20 protein-coding genes and 1 pseudogene are annotated in these 20,348 nt (G+C 39.5%); all 21 read left to right on the plus strand.

The genetic code is table 11. The annotated features are described in order from the left end of the window. The first annotated feature begins 341 nt into the window (after window positions 1-341). The 21 genes and pseudogenes from hprK to whiA all read left to right on the plus strand — a co-directional run bounded on the left by hprK (window position 342) and on the right by whiA (window position 20,282). Complete coding sequence (gene hprK, locus F7888_RS17715) at window positions 342-1,274, plus strand: HPr(Ser) kinase/phosphatase (RefSeq protein ID WP_191781797.1); 933 nt, start codon at window positions 342-344, stop codon at window positions 1,272-1,274. A gap of 52 nt (window positions 1,275-1,326) precedes the next feature. Next, complete coding sequence (lgt, locus tag F7888_RS17720; protein ID WP_191781799.1) at window positions 1,327-2,139, plus strand: prolipoprotein diacylglyceryl transferase; 813 nt, start codon at window positions 1,327-1,329, stop codon at window positions 2,137-2,139. 15 nt (window positions 2,140-2,154) lie between these two features. Next, the gene (locus F7888_RS17725; RefSeq protein WP_191781801.1) at window positions 2,155-3,099 is read left to right on the plus strand and encodes a nucleoside recognition domain-containing protein; all 945 of its coding nucleotides are present in this window, start codon (window positions 2,155-2,157) and stop codon (window positions 3,097-3,099) included. Continuing rightward, window positions 3,089-3,730 (plus strand): pyrophosphatase PpaX, encoded by a 642-nt coding sequence (gene ppaX, locus F7888_RS17730; protein WP_191781803.1) that lies wholly within the window; start codon window positions 3,089-3,091, stop codon window positions 3,728-3,730. The genes F7888_RS17725 and ppaX overlap by 11 nt, the downstream gene beginning before the upstream one ends. Window positions 3,731-3,733: 3 nt before the next feature. Continuing rightward, window positions 3,734-4,258 (plus strand): acyltransferase, encoded by a 525-nt coding sequence (locus tag F7888_RS17735; protein WP_191781805.1) that lies wholly within the window; start codon window positions 3,734-3,736, stop codon window positions 4,256-4,258. Window positions 4,259-4,579: 321 nt separating this feature from the next. Beyond that, window positions 4,580-5,473 (plus strand): annotated as a pseudogene (locus tag F7888_RS23110) (cache domain-containing protein); the annotation flags it as partial. Window positions 5,474-5,596: 123 nt separating this feature from the next. Then, window positions 5,597-6,424, plus strand: coding sequence for a methyl-accepting chemotaxis protein (locus F7888_RS23115; protein ID WP_412096012.1), 828 nt, complete (start codon window positions 5,597-5,599; stop codon window positions 6,422-6,424). A 257-nt stretch (window positions 6,425-6,681) separates the two neighbouring features. Further along, complete coding sequence (locus F7888_RS17745) at window positions 6,682-7,857, plus strand: ATP phosphoribosyltransferase regulatory subunit (RefSeq protein ID WP_191781809.1); 1,176 nt, start codon at window positions 6,682-6,684, stop codon at window positions 7,855-7,857. After that, entirely contained in the window at window positions 7,857-8,480 is a 624-nt protein-coding gene (gene hisG / locus F7888_RS17750) for an ATP phosphoribosyltransferase (protein ID WP_191781812.1), read from the plus strand. Before F7888_RS17745 ends, hisG begins: the two co-directional genes overlap by 1 nt. A gap of 255 nt (window positions 8,481-8,735) precedes the next feature. Continuing rightward, window positions 8,736-10,004 carry a histidinol dehydrogenase gene (gene hisD / locus F7888_RS17755; protein ID WP_191781813.1) on the plus strand — a complete coding sequence of 423 codons (1,269 nt, stop codon included), beginning with the start codon at window positions 8,736-8,738 and terminating at the stop codon, window positions 10,002-10,004. A 222-nt stretch (window positions 10,005-10,226) separates the two neighbouring features. After that, window positions 10,227-10,814 (plus strand): imidazoleglycerol-phosphate dehydratase HisB, encoded by a 588-nt coding sequence (hisB, locus tag F7888_RS17760; protein ID WP_191781815.1) that lies wholly within the window; start codon window positions 10,227-10,229, stop codon window positions 10,812-10,814. Next, a complete protein-coding gene (hisH, locus tag F7888_RS17765) occupies window positions 10,815-11,441 on the plus strand; it encodes an imidazole glycerol phosphate synthase subunit HisH (RefSeq protein ID WP_191781817.1) in 627 nt (208 codons plus the stop codon). 5 nt (window positions 11,442-11,446) lie between these two features. Next, the gene (gene hisA, locus F7888_RS17770; RefSeq protein WP_191781819.1) at window positions 11,447-12,181 is read left to right on the plus strand and encodes a 1-(5-phosphoribosyl)-5-[(5-phosphoribosylamino)methylideneamino]imidazole-4-carboxamide isomerase; all 735 of its coding nucleotides are present in this window, start codon (window positions 11,447-11,449) and stop codon (window positions 12,179-12,181) included. Further along, window positions 12,178-12,936, plus strand: coding sequence for an imidazole glycerol phosphate synthase subunit HisF (gene hisF, locus F7888_RS17775; RefSeq protein WP_191781821.1), 759 nt, complete (start codon window positions 12,178-12,180; stop codon window positions 12,934-12,936). Before hisA ends, hisF begins: the two co-directional genes overlap by 4 nt. Beyond that, window positions 12,933-13,559, plus strand: coding sequence for a bifunctional phosphoribosyl-AMP cyclohydrolase/phosphoribosyl-ATP diphosphatase HisIE (hisIE, locus tag F7888_RS17780; protein ID WP_191781823.1), 627 nt, complete (start codon window positions 12,933-12,935; stop codon window positions 13,557-13,559). Before hisF ends, hisIE begins: the two co-directional genes overlap by 4 nt. A 148-nt stretch (window positions 13,560-13,707) precedes the next feature. Beyond that, window positions 13,708-15,207 carry a tetratricopeptide repeat protein gene (locus F7888_RS17785; protein ID WP_191781825.1) on the plus strand — a complete coding sequence of 500 codons (1,500 nt, stop codon included), beginning with the start codon at window positions 13,708-13,710 and terminating at the stop codon, window positions 15,205-15,207. A gap of 257 nt (window positions 15,208-15,464) precedes the next feature. Then, window positions 15,465-16,409 (plus strand): thioredoxin-disulfide reductase, encoded by a 945-nt coding sequence (gene trxB, locus F7888_RS17790; protein WP_191781827.1) that lies wholly within the window; start codon window positions 15,465-15,467, stop codon window positions 16,407-16,409. Window positions 16,410-16,865: 456 nt separating this feature from the next. Next, entirely contained in the window at window positions 16,866-17,324 is a 459-nt protein-coding gene (locus tag F7888_RS17795) for an NUDIX hydrolase (protein ID WP_191781829.1), read from the plus strand. Between the two features lie 47 nt (window positions 17,325-17,371). Continuing rightward, window positions 17,372-18,265, plus strand: coding sequence for an RNase adapter RapZ (gene rapZ / locus F7888_RS17800; protein ID WP_191781831.1), 894 nt, complete (start codon window positions 17,372-17,374; stop codon window positions 18,263-18,265). Continuing rightward, complete coding sequence (locus F7888_RS17805) at window positions 18,262-19,257, plus strand: gluconeogenesis factor YvcK family protein (protein ID WP_191781833.1); 996 nt, start codon at window positions 18,262-18,264, stop codon at window positions 19,255-19,257. The genes rapZ and F7888_RS17805 overlap by 4 nt, the downstream gene beginning before the upstream one ends. An 83-nt stretch (window positions 19,258-19,340) precedes the next feature. Next, window positions 19,341-20,282: a DNA-binding protein WhiA gene (gene whiA, locus F7888_RS17810; RefSeq protein ID WP_191781939.1), complete on the plus strand. Its 942-nt coding sequence runs from the start codon at window positions 19,341-19,343 to the stop codon at window positions 20,280-20,282. The last annotated feature ends 66 nt before the right edge of the window (window positions 20,283-20,348 follow it).

Here is a 20,348-nt window from a genome sequence, read left to right on the forward strand (position 1 = left end):
ATCATGACGACACCCACCTACTATTTATTAAATCAATTATAAATTAAAAAAGAGAAAGATAGGAATAAAAACCTAAGTTTCTCTTTTATGAGGACTTTTTCAGTGGCCTCACTTCGCTCCTGTGGGGTCTCACTTTTGGTCACGTATCCCACGGGAGTCTCCGCGTATTCAGTCTGCTAGTAGTGTTGACCAATTACAAGTTTTATTTTAAAAATGAGAAAGCTATTTCTACATTTTTTAAAAACTTGTCCGTTTTTCAATTTTTTTATAGTAAAAATTAGTGTTAAAATAGATAATGGTATTCGAGTACATAAGTATTCATCACAAAGGAGGAAGTCACAGTGCCAAAAGTACGTACGAAGGATCTACTTGAAAAGTTTGAAATGGAATTAGTGAGTGGTGAAGAAGGGATTAACCGCCCGATCACGACAAGTGATATTTCCAGACCAGGAATCGAAATGGCAGGTTACTTTACATATTATCCAGCTGACCGCATTCAGCTATTAGGGAAAACAGAACTCACATTTATCGAAAAGCTACAGCCGGATGAAATCAAATCACGATTGGAGCAATTGTGTACAGATATTACTCCTTGTATTATCGTGTCTCGTGACATGGAGGTTCCACAGGACTTAATTGATGCTTGTGAGCGTGAATCTGTTCCTTTATTACGTTCAAATGAAAAAACAACGCGTTTATCAAGTCGAATTACAAACTTTCTTGAAAGCAAGTTAGCTCCATCTACGGCGATTCACGGGGTACTTGTTGATATATATGGAGTGGGTGTATTAATTACTGGTAAGAGTGGTGTTGGTAAAAGTGAAACCGCATTAGAGCTTGTCAAAAGAGGGCACCGTCTAGTAGCTGATGATTGTGTTGAGATTAGACAGGAAGACAAGGATACCTTAATTGGGAACTCACCTGAGTTGATTGAACATTTATTAGAGATTCGTGGGCTAGGAATTATCAATGTCATGACTCTTTTTGGAGCAGGGGCAGTAAGAAGCTTTAAGCGAATTACGCTAGTTATGAATCTTGAACTATGGGATCAAAACAAACAATACGATCGTCTAGGTCTTGAGGAAGAAAAAATGAGAATCATCGACACAGATGTGACTAAATTAACAGTTCCAGTACGACCAGGTCGTAACTTAGCGGTTATTATTGAAGTGGCTGCGATGAACTTCCGATTAAAGCGTATGGGTGTTAATGCAGCGGAACAATTCTCTGCACGCTTAACTGGCGTGATTGAAGACCATGAGCATGAAGATTGATTGATTTATCCATTTCATAAATAATGGAATTAGAATAGGGGGAAGGTGACGTATGGAAAGTGGAATTCAACCGTTAAATCCGGTGTTTTTAGAGCTAGGTCCAATAGCGATACATTGGTATGGCCTAATTATTGGTGTTGGGGCCATGTTGGGACTTTATATTGCCGTAAGAGAATCGGTACGACGTGGTTTACATAAAGATACATTTGTGGATTTAGTCTTATTTGCAATACCAATTGCTATCATATCTGCACGTGCATACTATGTGATTTTTAAATGGGATTATTACTCACAACATCCTGGCCAAATTATTCAAATTTGGGAGGGTGGCTTAGCGATTCATGGGGGATTAATTGGAGCCATACTTACAGCTGTTGTCTTTGCAAAAAAGAAGGGCTTAAGCTTTTGGAAATTGGCTGATATTGCTGCACCAAGTATTATTCTTGGACAAGCAATCGGTCGCTGGGGTAATTTCATGAACCAGGAAGCTCATGGAGGAGAAGTGACTAGAGCATTTCTTGAAAATCTATTCTTACCTGAATGGATTATTAACCAAATGTATATTAATGGTGTGTATTATCACCCAACATTCTTATATGAATCGATTTGGAACTTTGTTGGGTTTGTCATTCTAATGCTATTACGAAAAGTGAATTTAAGACGTGGCGAGCTGTTTTTAAGCTATGTGATTTGGTATTCTATCGGACGCTATTTTGTCGAAGGACTTCGTACAGATAGCTTAATGCTAACAGAGATGCTAAGAATTGCTCAGGTGATTTCAATTGTGCTTGTTGTTTTTGCAGTAGCAATGATTGTTTATCGAAGAGTTACAGGTCAGGCTAAAGAGAGATATTTAGAAAGTTAGTTAGGAGAGAGAGTAGTGCTTGAAACCAGCAAGAGAGGTTTAATCAATGGATTAAACACAACATGGACTTTGGGGAAGGTTATTTTTCCGATTACGTTAATCGTCACTCTATTGAAGTATACGCCGATTTTGGATTGGGTGATTCGTGCAATTGCTCCTATTATGGGATTGCTAGGGCTATCTGGAGAAGCAGCAATCCCGTTAGTCATTGGGAACTTTTTGAATTTATATGCAGGAATTGGGGCGATTCTCACTCTAGATTTAACAGTGAAAGAAGTCTTTATTCTAGCAACAATGCTATCGTTCTCACATAATCTACTTATTGAATCCTCAGTAGCTGCAAAGGTTGGACTTAAGGTGTGGGTGATTCTCTCAGTTAGAATTGGACTAGCGTTGATTTCTGCGATAATCATTAATTTAGTGTGGAATGGTGGTGGGGAGCTAGCCAAATATGGTCTCCTTCAAGCATCAGAGGAGAAGGCGGTTGGTTGGTTTGCTATTTTACTAGAGGGGGTTGAGAAGGCCTCATTTGGTATTCTTCAATTAGCGCTGATTATTATCCCATTAATGATTGCGATTCAGTTCTTAAAGGAACTAGGATGGTTAGCCTCTTTTTCAAAGTGGATGGCACCATTCACGAGAGTTCTTGGGATGAAAGAGAATACATCAACTACATTGGCAGCGGGATTATTAATTGGTTTAGCCTATGGAGCAGGTGTCATGATACAAGCGGTAAAAGAGGACGGAGTGTCCAAAAAGGACTTAACACTCGCATTCATCTTTCTCGTCTCTTGTCACGCGGTGATTGAGGACACGCTCATCTTCATCCCATTAGGAATACCAGTTTTACCATTATTACTGATCCGAGTCGTCACAGCAGTGCTCTTAACCATTGTGGTCGCTTATATTTGGAAACGTACGGAGCAGAACATACGGGAGGAAGCTTCTTATGAAAATTAATACATTACTTTTTGATTTAGATGGAACATTAATCGATACAAATGAACTCATTATTTCTTCATTTCTACATACGCTAGAGCAATATTATCCAAGTCAGTATCGGAGAGAGGATGTTCTTGCGTTTATCGGACCTTCTTTGCATGATACATTCGTACAGATGGACGAAACTCGTGTCGGGGAAATGATTGAAACTTATCGTGAATACAATCATGCTAATCATGATGTTCTAGTGAAAGAATACGATGGTGTATATGACACGATTAAACAGCTTCATGAAAAAGGGTATAAGCTCGGAATTGTGACAACGAAGGTAAGAAGTACGGTTAATATGGGACTTAAGCTTACAGGCTTAGATCAATTCTTCGATGTCATTGTTACGTTAGACGATGTGAAAAATGCGAAGCCAGACCCTGAACCAGTTCAGCTTGCTCTCTCACAGTTAGATTCTAAAGCTAGTGAAGCAATCATGGTAGGTGATAATTATCATGATGTTTTAGCGGGAAAAAATGCTGGAACGTTAACAGCAGGAGTTGCTTGGACGATTAAAGGGAAAGAGTATTTAGCATCGTTCGAGCCAGATCATATGCTAGAACATATGAGTGATCTCTTCACAATTATTGGGGCTGAGTAAGCGTTGAGAAAGACGACGAGGTACCCTGTTGAAGGTGCAAATTCACTTTGGCATGTCTATAAAACAGTTCCATTTTGGAAGGTTGTCAAAAATTTCATCGTGATTCAATTGGCGAGATATACGCCAATGCTTGCGGTGAAAAATTGGTTATACCGAACGTTTTTGCGAATGAAGGTTGGAGATCAAACCTCATTTGGTCTTATGGTGATGGTAGATATTATGTTTCCTGAGAAAATTAGTGTGGGTCGCAATAGTGTAATTGGTTACAATACGACGATCCTTGCTCATGAATATTTAATTAAAGAATATCGACTTGGGGATGTCGTGATTGGTGATGAAGTGATGATCGGAGCCAACACAACCATTTTACCAGGGGTAACCATCGGTGACCATGCTGTTGTTTCAGCTGGCACCTTAGTAAATAAGGATGTTCCAGCAGGAGCTTTTGTTGGTGGAAATCCAATGAGAGTGATCTATACAAAAGAGGAATTTGAAAAAAGAATGATGGAAGAAGAAAGTCATAATTAGTGATTACCTAATTATGGCTTTTTTGTGTCATTGGATTCAAAGGGATGTGAGAAAATTAACGAATTTTGTCGAAACTATGTAAACTTTTTACTACTTAAAACCGATACTACTCTTATAAAGAGAAGAGGAGAAAAACAGATGGCAAAAGAAAAGTCAAAAAGAAGTTTTAAATTGCGTTTTATCAATCAATCAGTACAACAACAGATCCTTCTTCCGTTTCTGATTATTATAGTTATCGCTGGTGCGATTATATCGATTGTAAGCTATCAATTTAGTCAAAAAATGGTCACAGATGAGCTAGTTAGTAATACGGAAGCTCAAATGGTCAGTGTGAATGATGCGTTCAATATGTTTTTAAGAAATACAGAAAATATTGTTGCTCGTTTCTCAACTAAACCGGAGGTACTTAATCCTCTTGAAGAAAAGGATGACGCGATTCAATCGTTTTTAGAAATAAAAGCTTCGAATAGTGAAATCCTAGATATTTATATTGGTTTAGAAGATAATGGTGGAATGATTATGGATCCATCAGAAGTAGTTCCGGAGGACTATGATGCAAGAACAAGACCATGGTATCAAGAAGCCATCGAGAAAAAAGGTCAAATAATTTGGACAGACCCTTATGTGGATGCAAGCTCGGATGAATTAACAGTTAGTGCGGCAAAAGCTATTGAGAGCAATGGCAAATTGGTTGGTGTACTTTCTGTTGATATTTTACTTGATACGCTTGTTGAATTAGTAGAAAATATTCAAATTGCAGATACAGGTTATGCAGCATTACTAGATGAGAATGGAAGCTATATTGTTCATCCAAATCGTGAACATATTGGTGAAAATATTTCAGATCAACCTTATTATGAAAAAATAAAAGAAGGCTCTATTCAAGGAATTGCTCATTATGAAGAAGATGGTGATTCTCGCGCGATGGGATATGCGAGAAATGAAATAACGAATTGGGTAGTTATTGGAACAGTTTCAAAAGCCGAATTTGAAAGCAAAGCAAGAGGTATTATCTTACCAATTGCTGTGTCACTTCTATTTGTTATCGCTTTTGCAGTAGTATCTTCATATTTTATTGCTAGAAGAATCGTGAATCCAATCCGTACACTTCAACAAGCGATGAAGGCAGTTGAGGATGGTGATCTTTCTGTTAACGTTAATATCGCTCGTAAAGATGAAATTGGACAACTTTCATCAGGATTTACAGCGATGCTTTCACAAATGAGAGGGATGTTAGAGAAGGTTGCGAAGGTGTCTAATCAGGTGACTGATGCTTCTCAAACGCTTGTTGCTAGTGCTGAAGAAAATACAGCAGCTTCTAATGAGGTAGCTACAACGATGGAGCAAATTGCTTCTGGAGCAAGCAGGCAATCAGATTTATCAGAAGAGAGTAATCAAGTAGTCCAATCTCTATCACAGAATATCCAGCAGGTGGAAGAGCAGGTTCTGCAAATATTAGAGGAATCAACAACAATGTATACAACCTCTGAGAGTGGTATGGAGAAGGTTCAACTACTTCAAGGTCAATTTGATCGTACGAACAAAATGATTGATGAAATGGTTGGAGCAATTAATAGTCTTGATCAACGTTCAAATAATATCAATGAGATTGTTAGCACGATCACAGCAATCGCTAGTCAAACGAATTTGCTAGCACTTAATGCAGCGATCGAAGCAGCAAGAGCAGGTGAGCACGGTAGAGGATTTGCCGTTGTTGCTGATGAGGTTCGAAAATTAGCAGAGCAGTCTGAAAGTGCCCTACAGCAAATTGCAGAAATCGTGAAGCAAATGCAAGGTGAAACGAAGGAAACCGTAAGATTGATTCATGAAACAAGTGAAGTCATGGTTGATCAAGGGGTGGCAGTAAATGATACGAAACAGGCCTTTGATTTAATTAAAGGTAGAGTGGAAGCGAATAGCGCGATGATTATGCAAATTTCTCAATCCATTAACCAAATGGTTGAACAAAGAAGAATGATTGTGGAGCATGCAAATGATATTTCTGGTATCAGTCAGGACACTGCAGCTGGTACCCAACAAGTATCTGCTTCAATTGAAGAAACAACAGCATCAATGGAACAGCTTAATCAACTAGCCTTTGAATTAGAAGGCTATTCTAGAGAATTACTAGATGAATTAAAGAAATTCACGCTAGAACAGAAATAGTTTAAAGAGGGAAACCGCAATCTAAAAGCTGATTGCGGTTTTTTTATCCATTTTTAAATAAATCGAAAAATGACAATAGTTAGTTTATAATGAATGAAGGTTAAGTTAATATGCAATTTTCTAAAAACGAAGGTTGACGGATACTGGATAGAGTTGTAAACTAACTAATAACTTCAACTTATTAGCGAACTAAAGTGTCGGCGGTGCCAGTCACTACTCAAATTTTGTCGAACTAACAACAGATGGTGGTGTGATACATGTTATTTATGTTTGAAAAACCATTAGGTATGCGTGATACCTTACCTTCATTATATGAGAAGAAGCAAAGCGTTCGCTCTGCAATGGCAAATGAAATTAATAGCTGGGGTTTTCAATTTATAGAAACCCCTACGTTAGAATATTACGAGACAATCGGTGAAGCATCGGCGATACTCGATCAGCAATTATTTAAATTATTGGACCAACAAGGTCATTCCTTAGTATTACGTCCAGACATGACGGCACCGATTGCAAGGGTTGCTGCTTCAAGGCTATATCAGGATGGCTATCCATTAAGATTAGCGTATTCAGCCAATGTGTTCCGTGCGCAGCAACGTGAGGGAGGACGCCCAGCGGAGTTTGAGCAAATTGGTGTCGAATGCATTGGTGATCAAACGATTAGCTGTGATGCTGAAGCGATTTCTCTAATGGTGTCTTCACTAAAAAAAGCGGGATTGACTCAATTTACAGTAGCGATAGGTCATATTGGCTATGTGAATGCCCTTTTCTTAGAAATACTAGGAAATGAAGATCGAGCAAATGTGTTAAGACGATTTTTATATGAGAAAAACTATGTAGGATATAGAGAGCATGTGAAGAATTTATCGTTATCATCAATTGATAAACAAAGGCTGTTAAACTTGCTGAAGCTAAGAGGGAATGAAACGAAAATTGCTGATGCGAAGGATAATATTGAGAGTGCAAATGGACGAGAAACGGTAGAGGAGCTTGACCAGCTATGGACACAGCTTGAAGCACATGGAGTGACAGATCATATCAAAATTGATTTCAATCTAGTCAGTCATATGAGTTATTATACAGGTATTTTATTTGAGGTATATGCTGAAAATGTCGGGTTCTTGATTGGAAATGGGGGACGTTATGATCAGCTTTTTGAGAAATTTGGACGTCAAGCTCCAGCTACTGGATTTGGAATCCATATCGATCGGTTAATTGAAGCACTTGATTATACAGATGAGCCAGTGGAAATTCATTGTGTAATTTTTAGCTCTGAGCAACGCAAAGCCGCAATCGATTTTGCGACAGCCGAGCGTGGACAAGGAAAAAGAGTCATTTTACAGGATATTAGTGGCATTAATGATGTTGATGCATGTGCAAATGCATTTTCTGAAGTGACTTACTTCATCGGCAAAGGGAAAAGGGGGGCAGAGTGATGCGCGATGTATTAACGATAGCAATGCCGAAGGGACGAATCTTTGATGAAGCAGCTGACCTATTACGAAAAGCAGGTTATCAACTTCCCCCAGAATTTGATGATTCACGTAAACTAATTATTGATGTTCCTGAAGAGTCTTTTCGATTTATCCTAGCCAAACCAATGGATGTAGCAACCTATGTTGAACATGGTGTGGCTGATATCGGGATTGCGGGAAAAGATGTCATGCTAGAAGAAGAACGAGATGTATATGAAGTGCTAGACCTCAAAATTAGCGCTTGTCATCTCGCTGTTGCCGGGTTGCCAGGAACCAAAATGAGCGATGTGGCACCAAAGGTAGCAACAAAATATCCAAACGTTGCCTCAAGCTATTTCCGTGAACAGGGGCAGCAGGTGGAAATTATTAAGTTAAATGGTTCAATCGAATTAGCCCCAATGATTGGTTTGGCTGATCGAATTGTTGATATTGTGTCGACTGGTAGAACGCTAGAGGAAAATGGTCTCGTTCAGCTTGAACATATCGTCGATATCACATCAAGGCTAATCGTCAATCCTGTTAGCTATCGTCTAAAGGATCAAAAAATCGATGACTTAGTCGAGCGGCTTTCAACTGTAATTTAAGGCTATATTAGATTCTAGCAGTCTGAATACACGGAGACTCCCGCGGGATGCGTGGCCAAAGTGAGACCCCACAGGAGCACAAGCGACGAGGAGGCTCACCAGACACCCCGCAGGACGCGGAGTGTATTCAGACTGCGGCATTTAAAGCAACACTTTATATAAAAGAGAACTAACTTTTGCAAAACAACCTTATTTAAAATACAGAGCAGCGGGCTAATTATAGAGATTTATATATCACTTCAAGAGGTGAAAAAAGTGAAAATTGAACGGGTTACAAATGCAGTCTCACTTAAACGAACAATCGACCAAGGGACTGAGGAACAACGCAAAGCAGTGCTTGCCATTATCAATGATGTAGTTAAAGAAGGCGACCAAGCACTGATGAGATATACAGAAACATTTGATGGCGTCCTCTTAAAACACTTAAAAGTTACAAAAGAAGAAATAGACGCTGCTTATACGGAGCTAGAGGCAGAAATGGTAGCGATTATCAAAGAAGCTGCAGCTAATATCGAAGATTACCATAGTCGCCAAGTAAGACAATCATGGATCACGATGCAGGAAAACGGAACAATGCTTGGTCAGAAAATCACCCCACTTGATGCAGTTGGTGTCTATGTGCCAGGAGGTAAGGCAGCTTATCCTTCATCTGTCTTAATGAATGTGATTCCTGCGAAGGTAGCAGGTGTAAAACGAATAGTCATGGTTACTCCGCCAAATAAGGATGGGAGTCTCCCAGCTGGTGTTCTCGTGGCTGCCAATGAATTAGGAGTTAACGAGATTTATAAAGTGGGAGGAGCACAAGCGATTGCAGCTCTTGCTTATGGTACAGATACCGTCAAAGCTGTTGATAAAATCGTTGGTCCAGGTAATATTTACGTGGCACTTGCTAAACGAGAGGTGTTCGGCAGTGTTGATATCGATATGATTGCAGGTCCAAGTGAAATTGTGGTGTTGGCAGATGAATCAGGAAGAGCGAATGAAATTGCCGCAGATTTATTGTCTCAAGCAGAGCATGATGAAAGGGCATCGAGCATTCTTGTAACGGATTCGATGCCACTTGCTGAAGCGGTTGCGATTGAAGTTGATCGTCAACTAGCTGAGCTTCCTCGGAAGGAAATTGCCGAGGCTTCTATCAGAGATTTCGGAGCAATATATGTCACTAATACTATCGAAGAAGCGATTGAAGTTGTTAATGATTTAGCGCCTGAGCATTTAGAAATTATTACTGTGGACCCGATGGCTGTCATGAGTAAAATCCGTCACGCAGGTGCGATTTTCTTAGGACGTTACAGTTCAGAACCAATTGGTGATTATTTTGCCGGTCCGAATCACGTCCTTCCAACAAACGGTACCGCACGTTTTTCAAGTCCATTAAGTGTTGATGATTTTGTGAAAAAATCAAGTATCATTTCATACAGTGAACAGGCGGTTAAAGAAAACGGGGCGAAAATTGCTGCCTTTGCGAGATTAGAAGGCCTAGAAGCACACGCAAGAGCCGTTGAAGAACGATTGGAAAAATAATCCGCAGCCTGAATACACTCCGCGTCCAGCGGGTGTCCGGTGAGCCTCCTCGTCGCGTTGCTCCTGCGGGGTCTCACTATGGGCCACTGATCCCGCAGGAGTCTCTGTGTATTCAGACTGCTAGGATATAAACTATTCACATAGGCAACATTCATAAAAAGTAATCGGAAGTTTTCCATACTATGTTTCAAAAGGGAATATTCATACAACGGAGGTAAGGTTATGTCAAGACAATCGGTAGTTGAGCGAAAGACGAATGAAACAGATATCAAATTAAGCTTTGAGGTAGATGGTGAAGGTCAAGCCACTCTTGATACAGGGGTACCGTTCCTGACTCATATGCTTGATTTATTTACAAAGCATGGTCAATTTAATTTAACAGTTAATGCGAACGGAGATACGGAAATCGACGATCATCATACAACCGAGGATATTGGGATATGCCTAGGCCAAGCATTAAGAGAAGCTTTAGGTGACAAAAAAGGAATCAAGCGCTATGGAAATGCATTTGTCCCAATGGATGAAGCATTAGCACAAGTCGTCATTGATCTAAGTAATCGACCTCATTTTGAATTAAAAGGAGAGTTTCCAAGCTCAAGAGTTGGAACTTTTGATACAGAATTAGTGCATGAATTTCTCTGGAAGCTTGCCCTTGAAGCACGAATGAATCTTCATGTCATCGTTCATTATGGAACAAATACACATCATATGATCGAGGCAGTTTTCAAAGCATTAGGACGAGCACTTGATGAAGCAACCATTGTTGACCCACGAGTGAAGGGAGTCCCTTCCACGAAAGGAATGTTATAGATGATTGGAATCATAGATTATGGAATGGGGAATTTACATAGCGTGAGTAAAGCACTGGAACGTATGAACTATGACTATGTGATTTCAGATTCACCAGAAGTGTTGGATCAAGCAAAAGGACTGATTTTACCAGGTGTGGGTTCATTTAAGGACGCGATGTCGATTTTAAATGAAACAGGATTGACTACCTATATTAAGGAAAGTGTTGCCTCTGGCCGACCATTGCTAGGGATTTGTCTTGGGATGCAATTATTGTTTGAACATAGTGAAGAGAACGGTCTGACTGAAGGACTAGGCTTCCTTAAAGGAGAAGTGATCCGTTTTCCTGGTAAAACAACAACTGGGGAAGCCTACAAAGTCCCTCATATGGGCTGGAACAATCTCAATATTCAAATGAAATCACCACTTTTGGCAACATTAGACGAAGGCCATGTCTACTTTGTCCATTCCTATTATGTGAATACAAATGATCCTAAAGTGGTCTTAGCGAGTAGCACATACGATGTGGAAGTGCCGGCAGTTGTTGGAAACGGACATGTATTTGGAACCCAATTTCACCCTGAAAAAAGCAGTGATGTTGGTTTAACCATTTTAAAAAATTATGCTGCTATTGTGGAAGGAAGGTAACGACAATGAGTTTTATCATATATCCAGCGATTGATATGCGTGGTGGGAAATGTGTTCGCTTAATTCAAGGCGATTATAATCAAGAAACGATCTATGGAGATTCTCCTTTTGAGATGGCAAAGCGCTTTGCTGATGAAGGGGCGGAATGGATTCATATGGTAGACCTTGACGGAGCAAAAGCAGGGAGGCCTGTGAATGATAAATATGTTATTCAAGTCGCAAAAGAGCTAGAGGCAAAGGTGCAAATTGGTGGAGGAATCCGTACCGAGGAAGACATTGCTTACTACATCAACAATGGTGTCTCACGCGTGATTCTGGGCAGTGCTGCGATATCCAATCCGCAGTTTGTCAAAGAAATGCTTAAAAAATACGGATCAAAAATTGCAATTGGCATTGACGCAAAGGACGGCTATGTGGCAACAGAGGGCTGGTTGAATACCTCATCTATTAAAGCGACGGACCTTGGGAGAGAACTTGCGAACGCAGGCGCAGAGGTGTTTATTTTCACAGATATTGCAACAGATGGAATGCTCTCTGGACCGAATGTTGAAGCTGTTGTTGAAATGGCTAAAGCAACTGGAAAAGAAGTGATTGCTTCTGGTGGAGTAAGCTCAATCAAGGATTTGCAAAGCCTTAGTGAATACACAAAAAATGGTGTAGGTGGGGCGATTGTTGGAAAAGCACTTTATACGAACCAATTTACCGTGGCTGAGGCAATAAATGAGGTGAGGATGAAATGATTACAAAGCGTATTATCCCATGCCTTGATGTAAAAGATGGCCGAGTGGTAAAAGGGATTCAGTTTGTTGGACTTCGTGATGCTGGTGACCCGGTTGACTTGGCCAAATTTTACGATGAAGAAGGGGCAGATGAGCTTGTGTTTCTAGACATTTCTGCTTCCCACGAAGGACGTAAAACGATGGTTGAGGTCGTGGAGCAGGTTGCTTCACAGTTAGCGATCCCATTTACAGTTGGTGGGGGGATTAACTCCCTTGAAGATATGAAGAAAATTCTACGAGCAGGTGCTGATAAAGTGTCACTCAACACAGCAGCTTTAGGAAACCCAGCCTTGATTACGGAAGGTTCGAATTTCTTTGGCGCACAATGCATCGTTGTTGCAATTGATGCTAAATATGATGCTGAATTAGGTTCATGGCGCGTCTATACTCATGGTGGAAGAAATGCAACGGACTGGGAGGTTGTTGCCTGGGCAAAGGAAGCAGTAAAACGTGGTGCAGGTGAAATTCTGCTAACGAGTATGGATCGTGATGGTGAAAAGGATGGATTTAATCTGCATTTAACAAGTGCGGTTAGTGCTGCTGTATCAGTGCCAGTCATTGCTTCAGGTGGTGCTGGTCATGCAGAGCATTTCTTAGAGGCATTTGAGTCAGGATTAGCGGATGCAGCACTTGCGGCAAGTATCTTCCATTATAAAGAAACATCAGTCAAAGAAGTGAAATCATTTTTAAAAGAGAAAGGGGTTAATATTCGATGAGTATCCCTGCAGAACTTAAGTTTGATGAAAAAGGACTAATTCCTGCCATCGTTCAGGATGTAACGAGTAAAGAAATCCTTACATTAGCTTATATGAATGAAGAATCACTAACAAAGTCAATCGAAACAAAGCAAACCTGGTTCTATAGCCGCTCAAGACAGGAGCTATGGCATAAGGGGGCGACTTCAGGGAACACACAAACAATTGTTGATATCCGCTTTGATTGTGATCAGGATGCATTACTTGTTTTAGTGAAGCCAGAAGGACCTGCATGTCATAAAGGAAACTATAGTTGTTTCCCAGACAGTCTAGTGTCTGAGGTGAAAGTTGAGCCACAAAGTGATCGTTTTGCGATCATTAATGAGCTTGAACAAATTATTGCTCAAAGAGAGACAGAACGTCCTGAAGGATCATACACTACCTATTTATTTGAAAAAGGCGTCGATAAGATCCTTAAGAAGGTTGGGGAAGAAGCAGCTGAAGTAATCATTGCTGCCAAAAATAGAGAACCTGAGGAATTGAAATGGGAAACAGCTGACTTACTTTTCCATCTCCTCGTTTTATTAAGAGAACAGAAGCTTCCATTAGATGAGGTTCTGAGTGCCCTAAAAAAAAGAAGATAAAAGAGTGAAAGCCAGCTCCGCTTAGTTGATTGAGATTAACCGGGGGTGGCTTTTTTTGATTCTTCCTTTTTTAGGGCGGTGGCTCTACTTTCTTCTTATACAATGTGTTATACTTTCTTCGGTAAAGATATTTAATTTGGAGGTTTCGATGGGAGATAATACAATGAACGACCGACAACATCAAATTGCAAAAATCATTCCGTTTGTTCAGACGGGAGAGTATTACTTCAAAAAGGGATTAAAAGCCTATCGGAAACGTGATATATATAAAGCAAAAAAACATTTACAACGAGCGATTCAACTACAACCAGAGGATTCTATGTTTCTTTGCCAATTAGCGGTCGTCTTAACTGAGCTTGGGGAATATACTCAGTCCAATCGAATTCTCTTATCTATTATTGAAGAAGTAGATGCAGAAATGACAGAGTGTTTTTATTTTATGGCAAATAATTATGCTCATCTTGGTTTGTTTCAAGAAGCATACAAATATGCCAATCTTTATGTAGAAGTTGAGCCTGATGGCGAATTTATAGATGATACAGAGGACTTATTAGATTTATTAAGCATTGAATCAGAGATTGAAGAAGAACCATTTGAACTACAGGATGAACTCATCGTCAAGCAGGAAAAAGCAAGAGAATATCTGGAAAATGGTGAGTTAGAAAAGGCAACTCAGTTGCTTCAGGAAATCATCAGTTTATATCCGGATTTCTGGTCTGCCTACAATAATCTCGCACTTGCTTACTTTTACACAGGGGAAGTAGAGAAGGCGGCAAGTACTTTAGAAGAAGTGCTTGAGAAAAACCCTGGGAATCTGCATGCGTTATGTAATATGTTGGTGTTTTTATATTATCAGCGTAAAACGAAAAAGGTAAAAGAACTGATCGGGCGTCTAGAGTGCATTCATCCGATTCTAGTAGAGCATCGTTATAAGCTTGGAGCAACGTTTGGTCTTGTAGGAAGATATGATTTAGCGTACAAATGGTTACGTAATCTTCAAAAGCAGGGGTTCCAAGGCGATGAAACCTTTTATTATTGGTTAAGTCATTCAGCTTATTTTACCAATCGATTGGATGTAGCGAAGAATGCTTGGGAGAAAGTGCTGGCAGAAAATCCAGAGAAAAAGGGCTCAGAGCCTTGGGCAGATGGTAAAACAAAGAACTTCAATGATATCCTTGATCGTTGGCTTAAAGGAGATTATATAGAAGAAAGGTTATATGGCTTGTATCTTCTTAGTAAGACGAATAAGTCGATTACACTAAAGGATATGGAGGGGCTTGATTTACATGCGACCCTTGAACAGGAATTTGCTGAGCATATTTGCAGGTTAGCAAAATCAAGGAAAAGGGAGTTATCTCCTGACCATATTATCCACGGGTATCAAGTAGCTGATTTATTATTTATCAATAATAAAGATTATCGTACGTCAACAGAAGGCTTGTACTTAACCTGGTTTATGATATTTGATCAAGCAGTAAGTCGTGATTACCATGTAAATAATGGTTCTGCATGGGCAGCTGCAACTGAATATATGTGGAGAAAACATCAGTTATCTCCAGTGAGTCAAAAGGAAATGGCAAGCAAATATAGCATATCTCAAGCAACAATTGCCAAATATGTGAAATTGGTGAAAGAACTCCTTCAATGAGCAAATAAATGGACGTTTAATCTGTTGTTTTATAGGATGTAAGTATGGAAAGAATACTAATGTTATGGCTGTTTTAGATATATTTAAATTGAAAATGAAATTCTAGCAGCCTAAATACACGTAAACTCCCGTGGGATGCGTGAACCCCCACAGGACGCGGAGTGTATTCAGGGTGCGGTGTGAAAAGCAACAATTATACGGAGACAGCCAGTGTAAAACAAAGATAAAGAACATCTGAATGGTTAGGGAGTGAGTACATGTCTGAAGAAAAAATATATGATGTGATCATTGCTGGTGCAGGTCCTGCGGGATTAACTGCTGCAGTGTACACATCAAGAGCAAACTTATCTACATTAATGATCGAACGAGGAATTCCTGGTGGACAAATGGCCAATACAGAGGATGTTGAGAACTATCCTGGATTTGACCATATCCTAGGACCAGACCTTTCAAATAAAATGTTTGAGCATGCAAAGAAATTTGGTGCTGAATACGCATACGGTGACATCAAGGAAATTATTGATGGTGAAGAATACAAAACAATCGTTGCAGGAAGCAAGCAATACAAAGCACGCTCAATCATCATCTCAACAGGTGCAGAATACAAGAAGATTGGTGTACCAGGAGAGAAAGAACTTGGTGGACGTGGAGTATCTTACTGTGCAGTATGTGACGGCGCATTCTTCAAAGGAAAAGAACTAGTTGTTGTCGGTGGTGGAGATTCAGCTGTAGAAGAGGGAGTATACCTGACTCGCTTTGCTACAAAGGTAACTATCGTACACCGTCGTGAGGAGCTACGTGCTCAGAAGATCCTTCAACAACGCGCCTTTGATAATGAGAAAATTGATTTCATCTGGAACGCAACAGTGAAGGAAATCAATGACTCTGAAGGAAAAGTAGGTAGTGTTACTTTAGTTGATACGCAAACTGGTGAAGAGAAAGAATTCCCAGCAGAAGGTGTATTCATCTACATTGGGATGGTTCCACTTTCAAAGCCATTTGAGAACCTTGGAATTACAAATGAAAATGGCTATATTGAGACGAATGAACGAATGGAAACAAGCGTGCCTGGTATTTTCGCTGCTGGAGATATTCGTGAAAAAACATTACGTCAAATTGTCACAGCAACAGGTGACGGAAGTATCGCAGCACAAAGTGCTCAACATTTTGTGGAAGAGCTACTTGAAAAAATAAAAGCCTAAGCGTAATTACTATTTAACTCTGCTGTAACATGTATGAAATAATTATCTAGTATGATAAGGGTAGTAATTGACCCCCTTTTATAAAATAGATACATTTTGGCACAGGCATCGAAAAAGCCTGTGTCCTTTTTTTGTCTTTTTTATGGCTGTTTTCTCAAAGTTTGTTGTTTTTTGAGATGAATTAATTGAAAATAGATTTCTAGCAGCCTGAATACACGGGGGACTCCCGTGTATTCAGGCTGCGACTTTAAAAACAATCATAACTATAGTTCCCAGCAAGAGAGGCCAATAATATAATAAAAAACATAATCAAACAAAAAAATGTTAGAAAAATACAAAAATAAACAAATTAACAAATCATGTTCATTGTTACGTGTATGCAGAAATAGTATAATGAAATAAATTAGGTAAATTAATAAACATCTATGATGTTAACTGTGATTTGAGGTGAAAGACGTGCAACGAGTAACAAATTGCGTCTTAATTAAAGATAACAATGTATTACTACTCCAAAAACCACGCCGTGGCTGGTGGGTAGCCCCTGGTGGGAAAATGGAGCAGGGCGAATCTGTCAGAGATTCGTGTATACGTGAATATAGAGAAGAAACGGGCATTTATATTAAAAACCCGATGATCAAAGGGATTTTTACCATTCTAATCAAAGAGGGAGACCAGATCGTTTCTGAGTGGATGATGTTTACCTTTCTCGCAACTGATTATGATGGAGAAAACGTAGATGAATGTGAAGAAGGTATCCTTGGTTGGCATCCTCTTCAAGATGTATCCAAACTACCAATGGCACCAGGCGACTACCATATCATTGACTATGTAGCCAAAGGAACAGGAGTCATCTATGGTACATTCACCTACACACCTGACTTTGAACTACTCTCATATAGACTAGATCCAAGTTAAGAAAAGTATAAAATCTAATCTATCCTGACAGGAGGCGAAACAAAATAATGAGTGAAGAATCCACAACAAATGATCTTAGATTAGTCATTATCACAGGGATGTCTGGTGCAGGAAAAACTGTCGCAATCCAAAGCTTCGAGGACTTAGGCTACTTCTGTGTAGACAATCTACCTCCTAGCCTATTACCAAAATTCCTTGAACTTATGAAGGAATCAGGAAGCAAAATGAATAAGGTTGCACTAGTCATGGATTTACGAGGAGGAGAATTCTTCGTTAGCCTATTCGAAGCATTAGACGACTTAATCGAAAAGTCTTGGATTACTCCCCAAATCCTATTTCTAGATGCCAAAAACTCTACACTAGTCAGTCGTTACAAGGAAACAAGACGGTCACATCCATTAGCACCAACTGACTCTCCGTTAACTGGAATCGAGCAAGAGCGAGAAATGCTTGAAGAAATCAAAGGGAGATCACAAATCATCTATGACACTTCCGAATTAAAGCCAAGAGAGCTACGTGAGAAGATTCTGTATCATTTTTCAGAACATACAACACAGCCATTTACTGTGAATATCCAATCGTTTGGATTCAAATATGGACTGCCAATTGATGCAGATTTAGTCTTTGACGTACGCTTCCTTCCAAATCCCTATTATGTTGAAACGATGAGGCCGAAAACAGGATTAGATGAAGAAGTTTCATCGTATGTATTGAAATGGAGTGAAACTCAAAAGTTTATTGAAAAGCTTGGTGATTTACTCGCATTTATGATCCCACAGTACAAACGGGAAGGTAAGAGCCAATTAGTCATTGCGATCGGGTGTACAGGAGGACAACATCGTTCGGTGACCTTAGCGGAATATTTCACGGCTTATTTTGCCAAGGACTTTGATACACGTGTCACACACCGAGATATTGAGAGGAGAAAAGAACCTCGATGATCGAAACAACACAACCTAAAATTGTCATCATTGGTGGAGGGACTGGACTATCTGTTTTAGTAAGAGGGTTGAAGTTTCTCCCCGTTGATATTACAGCGATTGTCACGGTCGCAGATGATGGTGGGAGCTCAGGACGTCTTCGAGATGAAATGGATATCCCACCTCCTGGTGATATCCGTAATGTGCTTGCTGCTTTATCTGATGTGGAGCCTTTAGTAGAAGATTTGTTTCAGCATCGCTTTCAGAATGGAAACGGTTTATCAGGTCATTCGTTAGGAAACTTACTCCTAGCAGCAATGACGACAATCACTGGTGACTTTGTTCATGCGATAAGCGAAATGAGTAAAGTGCTAAATGTTCGCGGAAGAGTATTACCAGCAGCGAACCAAAGCGTGATTTTAAATGCGGAATTTGAGGATGGCTCTATTGTATCAGGAGAATCAAAAATTCCTTACTCAGGAAAAAAAATAAGAAGAGTCTTTCTTAATCCAGAAGAGATTGAGCCTTTACAAGAAACACTACATGTCATTGAACAGGCTGACTTAATCATTCTAGGGCCAGGTAGTTTGTACACAAGTATTCTACCGAACCTTCTTGTTCCTAAAATAGGAAGAGAAGTCGTCTACTCAAAAGCGAAAAAAGTATATATGTGCAATGTTATGACCCAAGCGGGAGAGACATTGGATTACACGGCAAGTGACCATATTATGGCATTGTATGATCATATGGGGACAGATTTCATTGATACGATTATTGTGAACGAGGGCGAGATTCCATCAGAAATTAAGCAAAGATATGAGAAGGAATTAGCAAAGCCTGTCATTTATGATCGTGAGAAATTAGAAGCACTCGGATTAGAAATTATCCATGATCGCATTGTGAGTTATGAAGATGGTGTCATTCGCCATGATACAAAAAAGATCGCATCGATTTTATATGGTATGATAGACTCAAATGGCTTAGAGCCAAGACCAAACATTCACAAGCATTGAACGAACAACAAATTGTAGATGAACAACTAGAGCGAGTAAATGAAGTGATTGTCACTGTTTTACCGGAAAATGAGGTGATTGTTTTGTCATTTGCATCAGAAACAAAGAAAGAATTAACGAATTTAGAAATAAAGGATTGTTGTATAAAAGCAGAGCTTGCTGCTTTAATCCGGATGAATGGGATGTTATCGTTTTCAAATCGGAAAATGGTCGTTGATATTCAAACGGAAAATGCGGCAATCGCAAGAAGGATCTACATCCTCGTGAAAAAGCGCTATGAAGTGAATGTAGAGCTTCTTGTGCGAAAAAAAATGAAATTAAAGAAAAACAATGTGTACATCGTACGACTTGTTGAAAAAGCAAAAGAAATTATAGAGGATTTGCGAATTGTTGAAAATGGATTTTCAACGGTGAAGCATATATCCAAAGAAATCATTCAAAAGAAGTGCTGCAAGCGTTCCTATTTACGAGGTTCATTTTTAGCTGGTGGGTCTGTAAATAATCCTGAAACATCATCTTATCATCTAGAGGTGTTTTCACAATATCAAGAGCATAATGAAGCGCTTTGTGAATTGATGAATTCGTTTGGTTTAAATAGTAAGACATTAGAACGAAAAAAAGGATTTATTACCTATTTAAAGGAAGCAGAAAAAATAGCTGAGTACTTAACGATAATAGGAGCTCATAAAGCCTTACTCCGTTTTGAAGACGTACGAATTGTTCGAGATATGAGGAATTCAGTCAATCGTCTAGTTAACTGTGAAACTGCTAATTTAAACAAAACAATTGGAGCTGCGATTCGCCAGGTTGAAAATATTCGTTATATCGATGAAACGGTCGGGCTAAGTGTACTCCCAGATAAATTACGGGAAATTGCAGAATTGAGAGTAACCTATCAGGATGTTACCTTAAAAGAACTTGGTGAAATGGTTTCAACTGGCCAAATCAGCAAGTCCGGCATCAATCATCGTTTACGTAAAATAGATGAAATTGCTGAGAAGTTAAGAGGCGGGCAAACCATATAAAATGATGAAACACTGAAACTCTGTCAGTAACTATGGACAGACCTTTCTTATAGATAAACGAATTAG

This window comes from Litchfieldia stipae (assembly GCF_014837155.1).
GTDB lineage: Bacteria > Bacillota > Bacilli > Bacillales > Bacillaceae_L > Litchfieldia.